At 49.6% G+C, this 19,721-nt stretch carries 18 protein-coding genes; 4 read left to right on the forward strand and 14 right to left on the reverse strand.

What is annotated here, in order from left to right; genetic code table 11:
• Positions 1–53: 53 nt before the first annotated feature.
• From ACYVK4_RS13625 to rodA, 3 genes are all read left to right on the forward strand, one after another.
• Complete coding sequence (locus ACYVK4_RS13625) at positions 54–1,082, forward strand: SMP-30/gluconolactonase/LRE family protein (protein ID WP_461128065.1); 1,029 nt, start codon at positions 54–56, stop codon at positions 1,080–1,082.
• Positions 1,083–1,226: 144 nt separating this feature from the next.
• Positions 1,227–3,179 carry a penicillin-binding transpeptidase domain-containing protein gene (locus tag ACYVK4_RS13630; protein ID WP_461128066.1) on the forward strand — a complete coding sequence of 651 codons (1,953 nt, stop codon included), beginning with the start codon at positions 1,227–1,229 and terminating at the stop codon, positions 3,177–3,179.
• A 96-nt stretch (positions 3,180–3,275) separates the two neighbouring features.
• The gene (rodA, locus tag ACYVK4_RS13635; RefSeq protein WP_461128067.1) at positions 3,276–4,556 is read left to right on the forward strand and encodes a rod shape-determining protein RodA; all 1,281 of its coding nucleotides are present in this window, start codon (positions 3,276–3,278) and stop codon (positions 4,554–4,556) included.
• On the opposite strand, the gene ACYVK4_RS13640 is transcribed toward rodA, so the two are convergent.
• The 5 genes from ACYVK4_RS13640 to ACYVK4_RS13660 form a co-directional block, all read right to left on the reverse strand.
• Positions 4,507–4,896 (reverse strand): hypothetical protein, encoded by a 390-nt coding sequence (locus tag ACYVK4_RS13640; protein ID WP_461128068.1) that lies wholly within the window; start codon positions 4,894–4,896, stop codon positions 4,507–4,509. The two genes, rodA and ACYVK4_RS13640, sit on opposite strands and share 50 nt — an antisense overlap.
• Positions 4,897–5,162: 266 nt before the next feature.
• On the reverse strand, positions 5,163–6,053 hold the full coding sequence (locus ACYVK4_RS13645) for a hypothetical protein (protein WP_461128069.1): 891 nt from the start codon (positions 6,051–6,053) through the stop codon (positions 5,163–5,165).
• Between the two features lie 188 nt (positions 6,054–6,241).
• Positions 6,242–6,826: a hypothetical protein gene (locus ACYVK4_RS13650; protein ID WP_461128070.1), complete on the reverse strand. Its 585-nt coding sequence runs from the start codon at positions 6,824–6,826 to the stop codon at positions 6,242–6,244.
• A 29-nt stretch (positions 6,827–6,855) separates the two neighbouring features.
• Positions 6,856–7,326, reverse strand: a complete 471-nt coding sequence (locus tag ACYVK4_RS13655) for a lipocalin-like domain-containing protein (RefSeq protein WP_461128071.1) — start codon at positions 7,324–7,326, stop codon at positions 6,856–6,858.
• 103 nt (positions 7,327–7,429) lie between these two features.
• Positions 7,430–9,709 (reverse strand): NADP-dependent malic enzyme, encoded by a 2,280-nt coding sequence (locus ACYVK4_RS13660; protein WP_461128072.1) that lies wholly within the window; start codon positions 9,707–9,709, stop codon positions 7,430–7,432.
• A gap of 442 nt (positions 9,710–10,151) precedes the next feature.
• On the opposite strand from ACYVK4_RS13660, the gene ACYVK4_RS13665 reads away from it, so the two are divergent.
• Positions 10,152–12,944: a substrate-binding domain-containing protein gene (locus tag ACYVK4_RS13665; protein WP_461128073.1), complete on the forward strand. Its 2,793-nt coding sequence runs from the start codon at positions 10,152–10,154 to the stop codon at positions 12,942–12,944.
• Positions 12,945–12,948: 4 nt separating this feature from the next.
• Here the strand turns inward: ACYVK4_RS13665 and ACYVK4_RS13670 are convergent, their stop codons facing one another.
• The 9 genes from ACYVK4_RS13670 to ACYVK4_RS13710 all read right to left on the reverse strand — a co-directional run bounded on the left by ACYVK4_RS13670 (position 12,949) and on the right by ACYVK4_RS13710 (position 19,691).
• On the reverse strand, positions 12,949–13,329 hold the full coding sequence (locus ACYVK4_RS13670; protein WP_461128074.1) for a RidA family protein: 381 nt from the start codon (positions 13,327–13,329) through the stop codon (positions 12,949–12,951).
• Positions 13,330–13,383: 54 nt separating this feature from the next.
• The gene (locus ACYVK4_RS13675) at positions 13,384–14,199 is read right to left on the reverse strand and encodes a class I SAM-dependent methyltransferase (RefSeq protein WP_461128075.1); all 816 of its coding nucleotides are present in this window, start codon (positions 14,197–14,199) and stop codon (positions 13,384–13,386) included.
• Positions 14,200–14,554: 355 nt separating this feature from the next.
• On the reverse strand, positions 14,555–15,151 hold the full coding sequence (locus ACYVK4_RS13680) for a 4'-phosphopantetheinyl transferase family protein (protein ID WP_461128076.1): 597 nt from the start codon (positions 15,149–15,151) through the stop codon (positions 14,555–14,557).
• On the reverse strand, positions 15,148–15,408 hold the full coding sequence (locus ACYVK4_RS13685) for an acyl carrier protein (protein WP_461128077.1): 261 nt from the start codon (positions 15,406–15,408) through the stop codon (positions 15,148–15,150). The genes ACYVK4_RS13680 and ACYVK4_RS13685 overlap by 4 nt, the downstream gene beginning before the upstream one ends.
• A gap of 8 nt (positions 15,409–15,416) precedes the next feature.
• Positions 15,417–16,688, reverse strand: coding sequence for a beta-ketoacyl-[acyl-carrier-protein] synthase family protein (locus ACYVK4_RS13690; RefSeq protein ID WP_461128078.1), 1,272 nt, complete (start codon positions 16,686–16,688; stop codon positions 15,417–15,419).
• The gene (locus ACYVK4_RS13695; protein WP_461128079.1) at positions 16,681–17,127 is read right to left on the reverse strand and encodes a 3-hydroxyacyl-ACP dehydratase FabZ family protein; all 447 of its coding nucleotides are present in this window, start codon (positions 17,125–17,127) and stop codon (positions 16,681–16,683) included. The genes ACYVK4_RS13690 and ACYVK4_RS13695 overlap by 8 nt, the downstream gene beginning before the upstream one ends.
• 10 nt (positions 17,128–17,137) lie before the next feature.
• A complete protein-coding gene (locus tag ACYVK4_RS13700; RefSeq protein WP_461128080.1) occupies positions 17,138–17,935 on the reverse strand; it encodes an SDR family oxidoreductase in 798 nt (265 codons plus the stop codon).
• Positions 17,929–18,981: a type III polyketide synthase gene (locus tag ACYVK4_RS13705; RefSeq protein ID WP_461128081.1), complete on the reverse strand. Its 1,053-nt coding sequence runs from the start codon at positions 18,979–18,981 to the stop codon at positions 17,929–17,931. The genes ACYVK4_RS13700 and ACYVK4_RS13705 overlap by 7 nt, the downstream gene beginning before the upstream one ends.
• Positions 18,978–19,691, reverse strand: a complete 714-nt coding sequence (locus tag ACYVK4_RS13710) for a methyltransferase domain-containing protein (protein WP_461128082.1) — start codon at positions 19,689–19,691, stop codon at positions 18,978–18,980. Before ACYVK4_RS13710 ends, ACYVK4_RS13705 begins: the two co-directional genes overlap by 4 nt.
• Positions 19,692–19,721 lie beyond the last annotated feature (30 nt).

Here is a 19,721-nt window from a genome sequence, read left to right on the forward strand (position 1 = left end):
ATCTTGTGTCACGCTAAAAAACGTCGTAGCATTAACACTTATTCCTAAAATCCATGAAACAAAAGTCTATTTTTTTTGCCAGCCTGCTTCTGACAGGGCTTGCCTCTGCTCAGGCCCAGACCACACCTTTTCCATCCATTGGCCAGATAATCCGGGTTGATCCCCGGCTGGATAAACTCATTCCGGCTGATAGTAAAGTTGACGTACTGGCCAGTGGGTTTATGTGGACAGAGGGACCGGTCTGGGTGAAAGATCAGGCGTTTTTGCTCTTCTCAGATGTTCCACAGAATACGGTTTACAAGTGGACGGACAAAGAGGGGGTTACCCCATTTCTGAAACCCTCTGGCTACACGGGTGTGGGCGCCTATAGCGATGAGCCCGGCTCCAATGGGCTGACGATAGATCGACAGGGGCGGTTAATTTCCTGCGAACACGGTGACCGACGGGTTACGGCCATGCCGTTGAATGGCAGCGGTGGCAAACGTACGCTGGCGGATAATTACAACGGCAAACGATTCAATAGCCCAAACGATGTGGTGGCCCACTCCAATGGTAGCTATTACTTCACGGATCCACCCTATGGCATGCCGAAAAAAGAGAAAGATCCGGGTCGCGAAACGGATGGGTGGGGCGTTTATCGGATAGCTCCTGAACGCGCCGGCCTGCCCGGTGCCGTAACAATCATCGTAGGTGACATGACACGTCCTAATGGAATTGCCCTGTCGCCCGATGAAAAAACGTTATATGTGGCTCAGTCTGATCCACTACGTCCTTTGCTGATGGCCTACCCCTTGCAGGCGGATGGCTCAGTTGGGAAAGGGCGTACGTTATTCGGTGCAGAAGGGATGAAGAAATTAGGGCTGGAAGGCGGTTTCGACGGCATGAAAGTCGATCGGGCGGGAAATTTATACGTAACGGGTGGCGGTGGCGTTCTGGTATTATCGGCCACGGGCGAAACGTTAGGGTTTATTAAAATTGGTGTGGCCACGGCAAACTGTGCATGGGGAGATGACGGTTCTACGTTGTATATCACCTCCGACATGTACCTCTGCCGCCTGCGTACCCTGGCCAAAGGCTGGTAATAGTCAATGAAGAATGGACAGTGAAGCGTGTGCGCAGCAGTTATTTTCTTATTCGTTATTCTCCATTTTCCATTCTTCATTCTTCATTAATTCGGCTAACTTTGTAGAGAGTACACGTAGCTTGATTGAACGGATTTTATTCTCATGTTAGAGAATCGCAGGTGGGTTATTATTGGCGTCTTTTGCCTGGTTGGATTAACGTATCTGGCCCGATTGTTTTATTTACAAGTTTTAGACGACACGTATTCACTGGGTGCGTCGAAAAATTCCATTAAGCGGGTGGTCGAGATTCCTTACCGGGGGCAGATCTACGACCGCAACAACCAGCTGATCGTATACAATACGCCCGTTTACGATCTGTACGTTACTCCCAAACAGGTCAAGATACCGGATACGGCGGCTTTTTGCCGGATGATGAATGTGAGCCGCCCGGAATTCGATAGTATTATGGGATTGGCGAAGAACTACTCGCCGGTAAAACCATCGATTTTTTTACGACAGCTTTCGAAAGAGGATTTTGCCCGTATCCAGGATGCCCTGGTCGATTACCGTGGGTTTGAGCCGGTTATCAGTTCCATGCGCACTTATCCCGCGCACACCTTATCCAACGCCCTCGGCTACGTTAGTGAAATCAGTAAAAAACAGCTTGATAATCAAGATATTCTGTACTACCGGCAAGGCGATTACATAGGCCACAACGGCCTCGAAGAGCAATATGAAGAGCAGCTTCGGGGTAAGCGGGGTGTTAAATTCATGATGCAGAATGTACGGGGTGTTAACAAAGGCTCCTGGAAAAATGGGGAATTTGATACGCTGGCCGTAGCCGGTCAAAATCTGATTACCGGTATTGATGTTGAAGTACAGAAATATGCCGATAGCCTGATGCAGAATAAAGTTGGGGCGGTTCTGGCCGTAGAACCGGCAACGGGCGAAATACTGGTATCCGTATCTGCGCCGACCTATGACCCGAACTTGCTGTCGAGTCGTTTCTTTTCGAAGAACTACCGGGCCTTACTCCGGAATCCTTATAAGCCCCTGATCAACCGGCCGGTTATGTCGAGTTATCGTCCGGGTTCAACGTTTAAGCTGATCCAGGCACTGATCGCGCAGCAGCAGGGATCGCTGTTACCCAATACGGTGTATGGACATGCAGGTTCACCCATGCGTTGTCACTGCCGGGGTGGCAATAACCTGAGGGGGGCGGTTCAGAACTCATGCAACCCCTATTTTTATTACGTTTTTCGGAAGTTTCTTTACTTCAATGGAGAGCACAACACGTTCAAAGCGTCGGCCATTGGTCTGAGGCAGTGGCACGACATGGCCGAGAAGTTTGGTATCGGCAGTAAGCTGGGTGTCGATCTGCCCTCGGAACGGAAAGGGAATCTGCCTACCCCGGAATATTACGATAAGGCTTATGGCGGTACACTGAGATGGAAATTCTCAAATGTTTACTCGTTGAGCATTGGTGAAGGTGAATTGCTGATCAGCCCGTTGAAACTGGTTAATCTGGCCGCCACCATTGCTAACCGGGGCTGGTATATTACCCCGCACTATATTAAGGGGTTTGGTAAACCAGGTGCCGGTTTGCCGTCCGAATACCTCGAACGGCACGAAACAGGTATCGATTATAAATACTATCTGCCGGTGATTGACGGGATGCGGGGCGCTGTGGCACACGGCACTGTAACGCCCCTGGCCAATATTGCGGGTATCGATTTATGCGGGAAAACGGGTACCTCGCAGAATAACAAGTTCGGTCATAAATTTGACCACTCTATATTCATCGGCTTTGCACCAATGAACAACCCCAAAATCGCCGTCGCTGTGTTTGTCGAAAACGCTGGTTGGGGTGGTAAAGCGGCCGCTTCGGTAGCAGCCCTGGTTGCCGAGCGATACCTTAAGCGGAAAACGGAAGCTAAAAAGCTGGATGAGCAGGTAAAAGCATCCAATTACTTACCACCAGTCAGCAGCTTGCCGGGAAATAAGAAGCCTGTAGCGCCTAAAAAAGATACAACACAGCAGAAGGCGGCTCCCAAGCCTATGATGACCGCTACCAAACCCAGACCGGTCATGGCAACCATCATAAGCGGAAACTAACTGTTGAAAGATGTATGCTGTAGGGGATATGACGATTCATTAAAGTTATACCTTCTATAGCATACACAATATATCATATATCATACATAAATTACTTTGGCCCGTAACAACGACCCATTTTCACAAAACATTGACTGGCTCACGCTGCTGCTTTATTTCGGCTGTGTAACGATGGGCTGGCTGAATGTATATGCCGCTGTGTATAGTCCCGAAGATCATACCAGCTTGTTTGATATGACTACCAATGCCGGGAAACAAATGATGTGGATCGGTACAACAATCATTCTCATTATCTGTATCCTGGTCGTCAATCACACCTTCTTCGATACATTCGCTTTCGTTTTTTACGGTTTTATGATTATGGTGCTGATTCTGGTTCTCTTTGCCGGGTCAAACATCAATGGATCGAGGTCGTGGTTCAAGTTTGGCTCAGTTTCCATTCAGCCAGCCGAGTTTGCTAAGGTAGCCACGGCGCTGGCACTGGCTAAATACCTCGATGTGCCGGGCATCAACCTGACAAAGCGAAAAGACCTTATGTTCATTGGCGGCATCATTGTGCTGCCCTGTATTCTGATACTGGCTTCAAACGAAACGGGCTCAACACTGGTTTTCGCGTCATTTGTTATCATGCTGTATCGGGAAGGGTTACCCAGCTGGATTCCGGCAGTAGGTATCACGGCAGCGGCCTTGTTTGTACTGGCGCTGGTGTTTCCCAAGCTCTATATTTTTATCGGTATTCTAGGATTGATCGGGTTAATCGTACTGCTTATGCCGCGTTATAATCGTACGTTGGTCAATTTGTTGTCGATTGGGTTGATCGGTATCGTTATGGCCGGGTACGTAACAGGAGTTGATTTCTTCATAAACAACGTCCTGCAAAAGCACCAGCGCAACCGCATTAAAGTACTGGTCGATCCTAAAATTGATCCGCTGGGTGTAGGCTGGAACGTAACACAGGCCAAAATAGCCATCGGGTCGGGGCGACTTCAGGGCAAAGGTTTTCTGGAAGGCACACAAACCAAATTTGACTTTGTTCCAGAGCAAAGCACCGACTTCATTTTCTGCACCATTGGCGAAGAACATGGGTTTGTCGGCGCCCTGGTCGTTATTGCCCTGTTTATTGGGCTGGTCTCCCGCATTGTGATTCTGGCCGAAAAGCAACGCACCAAGTTTGCCAGGGTATATGGGTACTGTGTAGCCGGTATCATCTTTTTTCACGTCATGGTCAACATCGGTATGACGATCGGTTTAATGCCCGTGATTGGGATTCCGCTGCCATTTTTTAGTTATGGAGGGTCGTCACTCTGGTCGTTCTCCATTCTGCTGTTCATTTTCCTGAAGCTCGACTCCCGCCGAACGGCGCTGACCAGGCGGTAATTGCTGATTGACAATCGGGAGGAATACCGGCGCTACCGGGAAAATCATTACTTTTTCGTAAAGTGGTAACCCCCTTTATCAGATTGCCGTTGGCGTCAGACTTGCTGGTATTGCCATAAAAGTGGTTCCTGTTCTGGGCGCTGTACGTATTCAGCCTTAGAAAGACAAGCGGTTCTGGCAGGGTAGGGGCCGTCAGGGTAAGGGTTCCATCATCTATGTCGTTATCGGTTCCACTTACTTTTGTGACGCTTAACGCCCAGCGGCCTGGCTTATTGGTAGTACACTCCCAGACACCCGATGTGCCCGACTGACCGGCGTTATCCCAATCTGAACCCGGCAATAGGCAGCCATCATAAGCGCCATCATCATAAAAAATAAAGGCTAAGCCGGGTCCGGAGCGGTCAATTTTTCGTTCAGGGCTGTCATTATCCAGGGCGAAAATAACGGCAGTGTCAAGCTCCCAGCGTCCAATCAGTGATGCTGGTTTATCAGGGTCTTGCTACTACAGCCTGCCCCCGTGTTCAAAAACAGGACAATGGCCAAAAGCCCATAAGCAACTACGATTTTCATGATACTGGGCGAGAGGTTAGGTGTAATGAAATGCTATTATTTGCCAGCATTGTAAATGCTCAATAAAAAGGCTTTGCTAATACGTTGTCCGGCTTTTTTGCCCAAATGGCCCTGACCGTCGCTGGTGTCGACGCCGTTGACATCGGAGGGATCGGCAGTGCTGGCTCTATTTTCGGCGCAGATCAGGGGCGTATTGTTTTGCTGGCAGGCTCCATTATTGGTTTCAATTTCCTGCAAGTCAAAAATCACATCCGTGCTGCCATAAGTGGTTTTCATCCATTGGCCAATGGCTATTCTAGCCAGATTCCCCTCGTTGGGGTCAGTTGAGTAAACAAGTGGGGGCGTGATATGAACAAAGCGAATTCCCTTGATTTGGGCTCGCAATTCGTCGACAAACGTTTTGTAGGCTACCTTAACCTGTTCCTGATTGTCGTTCTTTATATCGGCGTAGCCAAACTTGAAAACGGCGATCTGAAGAACATCTTTACTTCGCAGAACACTCTCTTTAAAGACCCGGATCTTATCAAAGGGATTCCCGTTGGCAATGCCGCCAACATCAACAAAAATTCCACCCCTGAGACCTCTATCCGCAACATCAGCAGGCCCGAAGTACACGAACGGATACCCGTTTGCTTTGGCACCCTCTTCCAGGTCCTGACCAACGGACTGGTGTAGAAACAAGGTATTCCATAGCGTTATACGGTTCTTTTCTGAACTGGGTAGTTTGTCCCAGGCCTCAATACCGGCCAGACCAACAGTGCCAGGCTGGCCTTTTCCCAAAGCTGATGAAGTAGAGCTGGCTGTGCCGTTGCCCGGTGTACCAACCGTACCGCCAGGGTTAGGATCATCAGGATTTGTTGATGAACTACAGGCCTGAAGAATGAGTAGAAGGCCGATAAAAAGAAGTGAATGGATAGGAGCTTTCATGCCTTGAGAAATAAGATGTGATGAATCCGTACCAACCAGCAGTCCGCTGTAGAGTCATGGCAAAGTTCAGGACGCCAATCCAGTCGTTACATGTAAAAAAACGACATGTGAACGAATGGACGACGCACGATTATTTCCGGCAATTTGTGCGTAAAACAACGAGGTTTAGTGGTAAAAATCAGCCATTTTCAGGCGGTAATCCGGTGTAGCGATACCTTGACTTTTTTGGAATATTTTGGATCAGCACTGTTCCAAAAAGAAGAGCCATCGGCACGACGGAAACTAAAAGAAAGTTCCAGCGTCATGGTATCGTTTTTCCAGGAATTTTGCTTCGAATCGGTGAGGTAGAAGTTTTCACGACGTATTTGCGTTTGATTGGTTGTCCGATAATTCAGACTGAATGTATGGTAGTCGTCGGCACCGACACTCCCCCATACTTCGTAAAACTCATTGCCTCGTTTGCTGGAGATGGCTGCGGTACCGTCGAAGGCCCGCTTGCTGCTGAATGACCGCCGGCGTTTGCTGAAAACCTTTCCAAGCCGTTCTTCGTCGGTGGTGGGGGGGACAATGTCCACGACCAACTTTTTGGTTATGCCTTCCGGGTCTTTGAATTCTCCCTGCCAGCGCCCCACTAAAAGTGGCTCCGTTTCGCTATAGGCCCAGGGACGCTGGTACCGATCGAAGAGTTTGCCCCCATAAAACGAAATGGAGCCGAAAACGACAACAATGATAAAAAGAATAGCCAGGTAATACAGACAGCCTCTTGAACGCATTGTAAGAAAACTATGTGAATGGGTTATTTTCAGAGTCGTTGATACACCGTTGTCAGGCGAAGTGCCTTGGTAGGGTTAGGTGTTTTAGGGTTTTCGCTATATGTAAACACCCAAGTCATGGTATTGCCCTGAATACTGACATCATACATAGACGGTGGAATTTCTTTAATGGTCGTGGTAACGACTATTTTTCCGCCATTCGCTGTCCACTTACTTTTTGCATTCATATCTTCGATCGTTTTTTTCATGGCACCGCACGCATCCGGGACATTACTTTTCATCTGACCATCGCCCGAAAAGGTGTAGGTAATATCTTTCAAACAGGGCATGGACTTGTTTAGGGTTGCATTCAGATCCGTTGTTTTACCACCGGCTTCTACCATGGTCATGGCCGTACGTTTCCAGTTTCCTGAAATGTCGACAGCAGCAGGGTGGGAAACAGGCCGGAAAGCCGCTGCAAATAAACAGATTACGATGATAAAAATGGGTAAGCGACGCATACGTAAAGGTGGTTAAGGGTTTACGCCAGCAAGCTAAATCGCCGTTCATCACCAGGTCGAAACCTTTGATTGAACGGCGATTGTGTTTGATCAAGTGGTTTTTCTAACTTACCCCCTGTGCTTCTACCACGGCAATGGCCACCATGTTAACGATCTCCCGCTCCGACGAGCCCAGTTGCAAAACGTATACCGGTTTGCGCATACCCAGCAGAATTGGGCCAATGGCGTCGAAGCCAACTGAGCTTGGTCCGGCAGCCTCCCGCATCAGGTTATAAGCAATATTAGCCGCCGACAGATTGGGAAAAATGAGCGTGTTGGCTCCCTCGTCTACAAGCTTACTAAGGGGGTAGTTTTGCCGTAACAAATCTACATTGAATGCAAGGTGCGCCTGCATAGACCCATCGACAACCATATCGGGGTGTTTGGCCTGCAAGATGTCGGTAGCCAGTTGCATCTTGTCGGCATCTTCTCCTTTGGCGCTGCCAAAGTTTGAGTACGTAACAAGCGCAATGCGCGGCTTGATATTAAACCGCTCCACGGCCCGGGCGGTCAACTCGGTAATCTCTACGATCTCCTGCGCCGTGGGGTTCATGTTGACGGTCGTGTCGGAGAAAAACAACGGTCCCCGGTTGGTCAGCAGAATATACATTCCCGCCACTTTCTGAACTCCCGATTCTTTCCCAATCACTTGTAAGGCAGGCCGAATTGTATCCGGATAATTATGGGAAAGCCCCGAAATCAAGGCGTCAGCCTGTCCGGTTTCGACCATCATTGCTCCGAAATAGGCGCGGGAGTACATGCGCTTACGGGCATCAGCAGCACTAACTCCTTTTCGGTGGCGGTTCTTGTAGAACAGATCGCCAAACTGCTCGATAAGCTCGGGTTGCTCCCGCGGATCAATAATGGGGATATCACCCAGATCCAGGTTATTCTGGTTGATAATAGCCTGAATAGTGGCTTTCTCGCCCAGCAGAATGGGGTGAGCAATGCCGCTATCTTTCACCTGCTGAGCCGCTTTCAGCACTTTCACGTTTTCGGCATCGGCAAAAACAACACGTTTGGGGTTGGTTCGGGCTTTGTTATTGATAACCCGCGAAATGCGCGTGTCCTGCCCTAACCGGCGGGCCAACTGGCTTTCGTAGGCTTCCCAGTCGGTAATGGGTTGTTTGGCCACACCGGATTCCATGGCCGCTTTGGCAACGGCCGGCGCTACGGTTTCCAGCAAACGCGGATCAACGGGTTTCGGAATGATATAATGGCGGCCAAACATCAGGTTATCGGTTCCGTATGCCATATTGACCAGGTCAGGTACCTGTTTTTTAGCCATATCGGCCAGCGAGCGTACAGCTGCCAGTTTCATCGCTTCATTGATTTCGGTGGCGCGTACGTCGAGCGCACCCCGGAAAATATATGGGAAGCCCAGAACATTATTCACCTGGTTGGGGTAATCGGACCGGCCGGTAGCCATAATAATATCGGGACGGGCAGCCGTAGCTTCTTCGTAACTAATTTCGGGTGTTGGATTGGCCATGGCGAAAACAATCGGGTCACTGGCCATGGACCGGACCATATCCTGACTCACGGTATTGCCTTTCGATAACCCTACAAATACATCAGTCCCCACAAAAGCTTCTTCCAGCGTATGCAAATCGCGTGAAGTCGCAAACAGGCTTTTTCGCTCGTCGAGGTCGGTTCGGTCGGCCCGGATAACGCCCTTACTGTCGCACATGACGATGTTTTCGACGTTTGCACCCAGAGACACATACAACTTAGTGCAGGAAATAGCCGAAGCCCCCGCGCCGTTGATCAGAATTCTGGCATCCTGAATGGTCTTGCCAACGATTTCCAGGGCATTCAGCAAGGCGGCCGCTGAAATGATGGCGGTACCATGCTGGTCGTCGTGCATGATCGGAATATTCAGTTCAGCCTTCAGTCGCTCCTCGATCTCGAAGCACTCAGGCGCTTTAATATCTTCCAGATTGACCCCGCCAAAGGTAGGCTGGAGGATTTTGACCATCCGCACAAATTCGTCAACATCTTTGGTGTCCAGCTCAATATCAAAAACGTCGATGTCAGCGTAAATTTTAAAGAGCAAGCCCTTACCTTCCATGACAGGCTTGCTGGCTTCGGGCCCAATATCACCCAAGCCGAGCACGGCGGTTCCGTTGCTGATCACAGCGACCAGATTGCCTTTGGCGGTGTATTTATAGACGTCTTCTCGATTTTCGGCAATGGCCAGACAGGGTTCCGCAACGCCGGGCGAGTAGGCGAGCGACAGGTCGGCCTGGGTACTATACTCTTTGGTTGGAATAACTTCTAACTTTCCCGGACGACCTTTGGCGTGATAAGCAAGCGCATCTTCACGACGTATCTTTTGTTGCATAAATTCGTGTTTTAATTATCTTTTATCGGCTGGCAAGTTAAATAGAGTTCTTAAAAAGCGCGTTGAGCAAAGGGGATATAATTTACTGTGGGGAATTTGCCGGAAAGCTATTGATAGAAACAAACATAGTTAATTGGCTAAACTATAGGCGATAAACGATACCTAAACGCCCTTTATAAAATTGACTCAACGGGGATAATTACCAAGCAGTCAGGGTTAATACGGTACACCAATGAATGAAGCTGGGTGTCAACTGACGAAAACTCAGAATCCAGACACGGAAGTTGACTAATTGTGTTGTTTTCAGGTTGCGTGGGTGTAGCATTTTGTCGTTTACCTGCGGGTTTGACCTATTTGTATGCAATTTCTTATACATTATCTTTGAACAGTGCTGAAAATACACTCGTCCTTCATGAATTATAGGTTTTCTCCCCACTCAACTGTGCGTTTGACTGCTTCTGTCAGGTCTTCTTTAAGGAAAAGAGCCTTTCAGGGACTGCTGCTTTTTCTGGGTTGGTGCCTGTTGGGAGGGTGTCAGGTGGAACCGAAGACGAAGACATACCGAATCGGTTTCTCGCAATGCACAGGAGCCGACGAATGGCGAAAAACGATGCTCAACGACATGAAACGGGAATTGACGTTTCATCCGAATTACACCTTGCTTTACGAAGATGCAGGCAATAGCACTACCCGGCAGATCAGCCAGATTCAAGCGCTGGTCGATCAGGGCATTGACTTGTTAATTGTTTCCCCCAACGAAGCCGCGCCCTTTACCAAGGTCATCGAAAGCGTATTCAGGAAAGGCATCCCGGTTATACTCCTCGATCGAAAAATCGAGACGGAGTCTTACAACGCCTACATTGGGGGCGATAATGTCGAAATTGGCCGATTGGCCGGTATGTTCATCGGGAATCATCTCAAAGGAAAAGGACGGGTGGTAGAAGTATGGGGTTTGCCCAGTTCATCCCCCGCTCAGGAACGTCACCGAGGTTTGCTTTCCGAATTGAAGAAATACCCTGGCATACAAATCGTCAGGCAATTGAATGGTCAATGGGAGCGGGACACGATTCGCCAAGTGGTGGCCGCTGAATTAAAATCACTTAGCGAGGCCGATCTGTTATTTGCGCATAATGATGTGATGGCGCTGGGCGCTTATGCGGTTTTTAAACAGAACGGACTCGAGAAGAAACTCGATTTTGTCGGTATAGACGCCCTCCCCGGCCCACACGCGGGTATGCAGGCAGTTACGGATGGTCTGTTAAAAGCCAGCTTTTTGTACCCGACAGGGGGCGAAGAGGCCATTGAAACAGCCACCCGAATATTGGCCGGAAAATCGGTAAAACGGGAGCAGATACTCAATTCCATTCAGGTGGATGGATCGAATATCCGGGCCCTTAAAGCCCAAAGTGATAAGCTACTGGCGCAGCAGGCCGACATTGAAAAACAAAGCCAGCGTATTGACACCTTAACGCAAACCTACGCATCGCAGAAAAACACGCTCTACATGACCCTGGCAAGCCTGATGGTTGTTATGTTGCTGGGTGCCTGGGCCCTTTACCTGTATCGATCAAAACAGATAGCCTACCAAACCCTTGAGCATCAAAATGAAGAAATACGGGAGCAAAAAGACAAAATAGAAGCCGTTTCGCAGCAGGCACGACTGGCAACGGAAGAGAAGCTCCGCTTTTATTCCTACATCTCTCATGAGTTCAACACTCCCCTAAGCCTTATTCTGACACCGACAGAAGATTTGCTGACAAAGAAGTCCGTTACCCCGCACGACCTGAAAAGTAACCTGACGCTGATTCAGAAAAACGCATACCGATTGCTACGGCTTATCGATCAGATGCTCGATCTGCGCAAAACGGATGCCGGCAAGCAACGGCTTCGTACGTCGGAGCAGGACGTCGTCGCCTTCATCCAGGATATCGTGCAGGATTTTAAACGAAAGGCCGAAAAACAACGCATCGACCTTCAGTTCATCCCCTCGAAACCCAGTCTTTCGCTCTGGTTCGACAGCGAAAAGCTGGATAAGGTAATTGTCAATCTGCTGTCTAACGCTTTTAAGTACACGCCCAAAGGGGGGCTTATTCACATTCGGATGGAGGAACTGGAACAGCAGGTCCGCATTCAGGTGCAGGATAATGGCGAGGGCATGACGCCCGAAGAGCAGGACCACGCCTTCGACCTGTTCTATAGTGGTACCCGTCCGTTTAACCTTTCAAAAGGGTTGGGACTCGCCCTGTCGATGGAGTTTATTCAACTCCACCAGGGCGAAATCACGGTACAGTCGGAAAAAGATAAAGGGACAACCTTTACGATTTTATTACCCCTGGGCCATACCCATTTGGCCGAAGATGAAATGGACGCTTCGGGAACAGCGCAAACGCTAAGGCAGGGCTCATCGTTAGACCCCCGTTTGCTGATCGAAACCGAAGAGGACGAAGTTGTTGTTTCTGCTGAATTAACCGCAATCCGTTCGGGGACGATTTTGGTTGTGGAAGATAACGACGACATCCGGACATTTTTGACTACCCGTTTGGGTAATGAGTTCGATATCATCGCCGAAAGTACGGGCGAGCAAGGGTGGGAACGGGCCATTGATGTTATCCCCGACTTGATTATCAGCGATATTATGCTTCCCGGTATGGACGGTATGAAGCTGACCCAACGGGTAAAAACCGACCTACGTACCTCACACATTCCGGTCGTGCTGTTAACCGCTAAAGGGCAGATGGAACAGCGAATCGAAGGCACACGGGCGGGCGCTGACGCCTATATTACAAAGCCGTTCAACACCACCTACCTCCTCGAAGTGCTGCGGACGACACTGGCTAACCGGGAGAAGTGGCAACGGCGGTATGCGTCTGACTTTCTCTCGCAGGCTGGGTCCGGAAATCGGCAGGACAAAAAGTTTCTGAATGAACTGACCGGCCTTATCGAACAAAACCTGACCGATCCGGATTTCGGCGTTGAGAAACTCAGCCGCGACATGGGCCTGTCGCGGGTGCAGCTCTACCGGAAAGTACAGGCCTTGCTAGATATGAACGTGATTGATTACATCGCGGAGATACGCTTGAAAAAAGCCCGGCGGCTGCTGGCTGAAAGCACCAAAACGATGGCCGAAATCGCCTATGAAACGGGTTTTAGTTCACCAGCATACTTCACCACATTTTTCAAGCAGCACACCCGAAAAACTCCTTCCGAATATCGTAAATCGCCCGCTGGTGTGTAAAACATTAGTCAATTACGGCAATGGCTTCGATCGAAATCTGAAAACTGGTTTTAGGTAAGTTCACGATAGGCGTAGAACGGGCGGGTGGGTTGGTTGAAAAATATTCTGCATACAACTGATTCAGCTTATCGAAATTAGCGGCATCAACGAGCCAGATGGTCGTTTTGGCAACTTTAGCCAGTGTGGATCCACCTGATTCGAGCACGCTGGACAGATTGGTGAATGCCTGCCGGGCCTGAGTTTCGAAGTCCTCTGAGATCGCCCCAGTACTAAAGTTAACCCCGGCCTGACCAGAGACAAAGAGTAAATTACCCACCCGGACCGCTTGCGAATAAGCCATCGTTGGGTGGGATAATTGAGCGGAATCGAGCGCAGTAAGGGGCATGTATGATTGGAAAATTAAATGAACAAAGTGAGGGGGGCTAGGACTAATTCGTCATTAACACGTTACAGTTACTCGGAGAAATGACGCCGGAATGGACGTAGAATTCTTATCGCCACTCTGATTTTGATTCGTAAACAATGTCTCTAACTCCTGGTGTAGCGCAGGGGCATCACCATTTTTTTCGGCCGCTTCAAAAGCATTCATGGTTGGGCCATAGTACGTTCGGAAACGCTGGAAGAATTCTGACGGGGGAAAGGGAGCCTTAAAGGTAAACGTGTCTTTAACGAAGGAGATATTTTCTTTGGGAATGCCCGCTTTGACAAAACGTTCCGTGACATGGTCTTCCATACCCCACAACATTGGACTTATGAAGCCTTCGGGCGGTGCCGGGGTGTAGGCAGAACTGATTTTTAATGTTTGTGCTACCAGTGTTGGGTCACCCGGAATCCAGTTGCCCATCACGATCCGGCCACCGGGTTTGGTCACACGAACCATTTCACTAGCCACATCAAAGGGTTTTGGGGCAAACATAGCCCCGAATATGCTGACGACAAGATCAAACGAATGGTCGGAAAGATCGTGCAAATCGGTTGCGTCGCCTTCCTGAAAGGTGCAATTGGAGAGTCCTTTGGCCTGTGCCCGCCGGTTACCGGCCTCGACCAGATTGCTGGCGATGTCAACACCCAGCACCGTAGCACCCAGTTCGGCCTCGGGGATTGCGGTGGTCCCATCGCCACACCCCAGATCAAGAATAGTCATACCCTTCGTGATACCGAGTTTGGCCACCAGTTCGATACCGCTTTCCCGCATAGTTTGGGCAATTTGAGTAAAGTCTCCCTTTTCCCACAAGGCTTTGTTTGGATTCATCATCGTATTTGTAAAAATGAACTGAAAATTATGAACGGTTTATTGCGCGACTGGTTATCAGCTGGTTATTTGCTGATTTGGCCCAATTAGCGATGGGTATAACCTCTGCTGCTGTCGAGAGTGGGGTAACGGGTGTGACCTGATTTAGGTCAATCAAAGATGAAGATTGAGCCGCGAGTTCCTGCGTTTGCTTTACTAACCGGTAATAATGAGTTATTAATCGACCCGACGGAGACGAACGATGAGTTTATCTTTTCAATGTGTTAGGCTGATTGCGCTTTCCCGTGGGCAGGCATCAGGTTAATAAGTGAAGCAATCGGAAAAATGCACGTCATTAGATGGGCGCGAACAGCTGCGTCTAACGATTAGTCAGGCTAATCACAAATGCGCCAAAATGCCCGTGATGGCTGAGGCTGACCGGTCGTTCTCCTGCTCCCCGAACCATTATGACCGGCGCACCAATGCTATCTTTCCGCAGGTGGATTTCCTGATCATCGAGATTAAACAACCTGGCAGCGTGTTGTCTGATCTTCTTACGAATCATATCCTGTTGAGCCAGAACAGAAGTTGTCTCAAAGGGGAGAATCACCTGATTATAGACGGGTATGTCATCTGCTGAAAAGGCTATCGTGCTGACATAGGTACTCGTAAGGGTTGAAATGGTATGGTACCATTCCTCATAGTACACAAAGCCGGTCGAGCATTTAGAAACAGGACCGGCCAATTCACAAGTAATTCTGCCGGGGGCGAATACCCGATTTCGGGTTCGCCGTACCGCCAGTTTGTACACACTCTCTTTCATGCTCCAGAGCAGCCAGACCAGTTGGTCAGGATCGGTGGCTGTCTGGATGAGTTGTTGTTCATGAGGAGTGAAGATTTTGTCCAGGTAGCCCCTTCGTTGCCAATTGCTCTCGCGTTTGGCTTGGGCCAGATCGACAATATCATTCCCGATCATGCTTTTTCGGCCAGTTTTTGGGTAATGATGTCAATGGATGAGCCAACGGTCAGCATTCGCTCCATGGCTTCGTTATCGATCACAATGTCGAATTCCTCTTCAACATCGAGCGCAATATCGACCAGATTGGCAGAATTGATTTTCAAATCATTGATAAAATCGGTTCGCTCGGTTACCTGTTCAAACGCCTGTTCATCCTGAACATACGGTTTAACGATTTTTTTTAATGTGGTAATTAACTCGTCCTTCGTTTGCATATGACTGTTTAAGAATAAAACGTCTTCAGGATAACACAGGCATTCACGTCGCCGAACCCGAAGTTGGCCTTCGCAAGTACGGTACTATTTTGCTTAATTACCCGCTGTGGTACTTTGTCCGGAGCAATCAACGACGAAATTTCCGGATGGAGATCGTCGCTGTTGATCGACGGATATATAAATCTGTGGTGTAATTCCAGAACTGCCGCTACACATTCGATACTCCCGGCCGCGCTGAGGCAATGACCCACCATAGATTTTAACGAGTTAATATACGGAAAATCTGCTCCCCGACGACCCAGGGCTTCGCACCAGGCCGTCACTTCCGCCGAGTCTTTTATGGTAGCCGTTAAATGGCCGTCAATCAGGTCGATATCTTCCGGCTGGATACCTGCCTGCCGGATGGCTTGCTGAATGCATCGTTGCACGGCTTGCGCGTTAGGGGCCGTCATGGAACCACCGCCCCGTTGTCCACCTGAATTCAGATGCCCGCCCAATACTTCGGCGTAAATAGGGGTCTTTCGTTCCAGGGCCGACTCCAGGGATTCAAGCACCAGCGCACCCGCTCCGCTACCCGGCACAAATCCGCTTGCTGTAGCGCTGAGTGGCCGCGATGCCCGTTCGGGGTTGTTATTGAACTGGTATGGCATGACGCGCATGGCGTCGAACCCTCCCCATATATACGGGCCGTGGTCGCTGCAACTCCCGGCCAGCACCCGTTTTGCCTGTCCATTAACGATCCGTTCATAGGCCAGCAAAAGTGCTTCCGTACCTGTGGCGCAGGCCGAGGAGTTCGCCGAGAGTTGGTTGCCGCAACCAATCATACCCCCCAAAAACGCGCTTACGCCACTGGTCATAGTTTGCAAAACAACCGTACTCCCCAGTCGTCTGACCTGTCCCTCATCCACCTTATAAATGGACTCCCGGAATTTGTCGATCCCCAGAATTCCGGTCCCAAACACAATGCCACTATCCCAGTCCGGTTCGTCGGCGGCAATGGCTAGTCCGGCATCCTGCCAGGCTTCCATGCCCGCGATCACGCCGTAAATAATGCCGCTGCTGTTTAGGTTTCGGAGTTGTAACTCGCTAAAATATTGATGTTTAATGGCTTCTGTAACGGGCGGAATGCCGCCAATCTGGCAGGAGAAATTCAATGCCGCCAAATCGGGTTGAAACGCAATGCCACTTTTACCGGCCTGTATAGCATCCAGAAACGAAGGCACTCCGATACCATTGGGGGCTGCCACCCCTAGACCCGTAATAACAACTCGGTTACGCATACGTAGTGGGTTTCATCATTCCCGAAAGAGTGCCCCGGCAAACCAGTTGGTTCCGCTCATTCAGCATCTCGACTTTACACTTCAACTTATGAAATCGAAAATACTCTTTTGACGAACGAACGATGACAGTCTCGCCGGGAAAAACGGGGATATAAAAATCAATTTGCGAACTTGTCATCGCAATGGCAACGTCTTCGGTCAGCTCATCGGCGAGCAGGAAAATGCCCAGACAGACAACACCAATCTGCGCCATTACTTCGGTCAGGATAACACCTGGCGTCACAGGGGTCTGGTTGAAATGGCCCAGGTAAAAGAATGAATCTTCGGGGAATGTATACCTGCCTTCAACGCCGTTTTCGTCAACATGATGCAGGGTATCGACAAACAGGAATGGTTTGGTGTAAGGAAGTTTTTCGAGTATAGACGTAACGTTTTGCAAGGCTATGAATTTATTGAAGATGTTCACCACCATTAACCGAAATAACGGTGCCGTTTATCCAGGCCGCTTCGTCTTTACAGAGTAAGTATACGACATTGGCTACATCCTCCGGGGTTGTAAGTCGGGAAAACGGATTCCGTTCAAGGCTGTGCGAACGGAGGGAATCGGCCCCCGGAATCATGCGAAACGAAGCGGTGTCGGTAACCCCCGCCCTGATGCAGTTGGCACGAATACCCAAAGGGGCCATCTCCAGGGCCATGCTCCGGGAAATGGCTTCAAGGGCAGCTTTGGCGGCCGAAACAGCCGCGTAATTAGGCCATGCCTTTTGACTGCCTTCGCTGGTGAAACTAATAACACGGGCATCGGCTGCGAATAAACCGGCCGTTACAAGCGCTTTTGTCCAGTCATACAAGCTAATGGCCATCGCGTCGATGGTGAGTTGAAAATCATCGTGCTGGAGCGTACGTACATGTTCGTCGACCATCGGTTTCAGGTTTCCTTTGGCAAGGCTGTGTACGAGGACCCTGACTCGTCCACCTATTCCCATAGCCTGCTGCAACGTTGTGGTCACTTCGGCCCGCTTGTCTGGGTTGGTGGCATCGACATTGTAGTGCCTGAGCAGAACGCCTTCTGCTTTTATTCGGGCAAATGCTTCTTCCATATCGGGAAGATCGGTTTTGCGGGTGCGATGCACAATGCACAGGTTCATGCCGTGTTTGGCCAGCTTCTGGGCCGTAGCCAGTCCTAATCCTGAACTTCCGCCCAGAATAACCGCCCAATATGACCTGTCTGTGAATTCGCTTACCACTGTAACAAAACGCGTTGTGCCGTAAAACCGGGACCGAAACTTAACATAAGGCCATAATCGCCTTTCTGGAGGGGCCTGTCCATGAACCGTTCCAGCACATAAAGGACTGTTGCGCTCGACATATTACCATACAGGCGCAGTACTTCTTTCGTATCGTCGATATTCTTACCCAGCTTCCCGAACAATTCCTGCACAACTTCTACAATCTTTCGTCCGCCGGGGTGAAAAATCAGGTGCGAAATATCGTCAATAACCAGCCCATTCTTTTTTAGAAACGGGTGAATAATTGCCGGGAAGTGTTCTGCGATGTTATCCGTTACGGCTTTATCGAGCACCATCTGCAAACCACTGTTTGTCAGGTTGAAGCCCATCATGTGCGTGGCATCGTAGAAGTGGTACATTTCTTCCGATACCACTTCCGGTCCTTTGTCGTCTTCGTGCGAAGAGAGCAGCACGCAGGCGGCCCCATCCCCAAAAATGGCTGCGCTCACGATGTTGGCCATCGAGTAATCATCTAACTGAAAGGTAGCCGTTGGGGATTCGACCGCCAGAAGGGCCGCCCGTTTACCCGGATTCGCTTTGAGGAAATTCTTGGCGTAGATAATGCCCGACACCCCAGCTACGCAGCCCATTTCCGTAACCGGCAACCGGACCACGTCCTGCTTCATCTGCATGCTGTTGATCAGGTAGGCATCCAGCGACGGAATCATGATGCCGGTACAGCTTACGGTAATCAGGTAGTCAATATCCGTAGTTTGCCAGTTAACCTTGGCCAGTGCTTTGGTGAGCACATCTTCGCCCAGTTTGATGCATTCCCGGCTGTATATGGCGTTTTTATCCTCGAACGAAGTCATGGAGAAAACCTCCGTTGGGCTCATGACGGAGTAGCGCCGGTCAACGGCCGCGTTCTCAAAAATTTTCTTTACTTTTCGTTGAAAGCGGCTTTCCTGACCATCCAGCCACGCATCCAGAAACGGTAAAATATCATTCGTATCCCGCCAGTTTGCCGGTAAGGATTTTGCAACTGCTGCAATTTTTACACTCATAGGGTTTCAATAATCCATTGGTAGCGAAAAGCCCATCGCCAGTTGATATGATAGCTTTTTAAGACTAATTGTTTCGAGAATGCGACGAGTTCCTGTTTTTTAAATCCCCTCAAAATGGATGTCAGGCCATCTTCCCGCGAGAGTTTATTGAGCCGGAAGACAAAGCAGATGAGTTGGAAGAGCCGATAAGCGAGCGCTGAGCGTTGTAAGTCATTGATAACTACTCCTATTTTCGCCTTCCGAACCAGAAGGCTCATCAAAGACAGGATTTCGGCGTCCATAAAATGGTGAAGTGTCAGGGTACACAACGCAATATCGTAATCGACAGATGCAAATGGCTCGTCGAAAATATTTTGAGTGTCATACCGGATGGCTGGGTAAGCCGCCGAACTGGCCCGGGCATGGTTGACCGTGTAATCGTTGGCGTCGATGCCGAGTACGTCGACCTGAAAGCCTTCCTGTTGGGCGAAATCGCTTACTGCCCGGCACATGTCGCCGTTGCCGCAACCAATATCAACGATGGTAATGACACGATCTTTGGGCTGTTTCCTGAGCAGTTCCCGAATGCCATCGAGCGTAACCCGGTTGCCGCCCAGCCATTGATTAATAATAGCGATTTTGTCCAGGGCATCCCGCAACTCGTCGCCTTCCAGCGAGAAATCATCCAGGTATTCTTCTTTTGTAGTACGTTGCGTAGTGCTTAAAGACATTCGATTTGTGATAGGCTATTTAGTGTCGCG

Source organism: Spirosoma aerophilum (assembly GCF_054782495.1).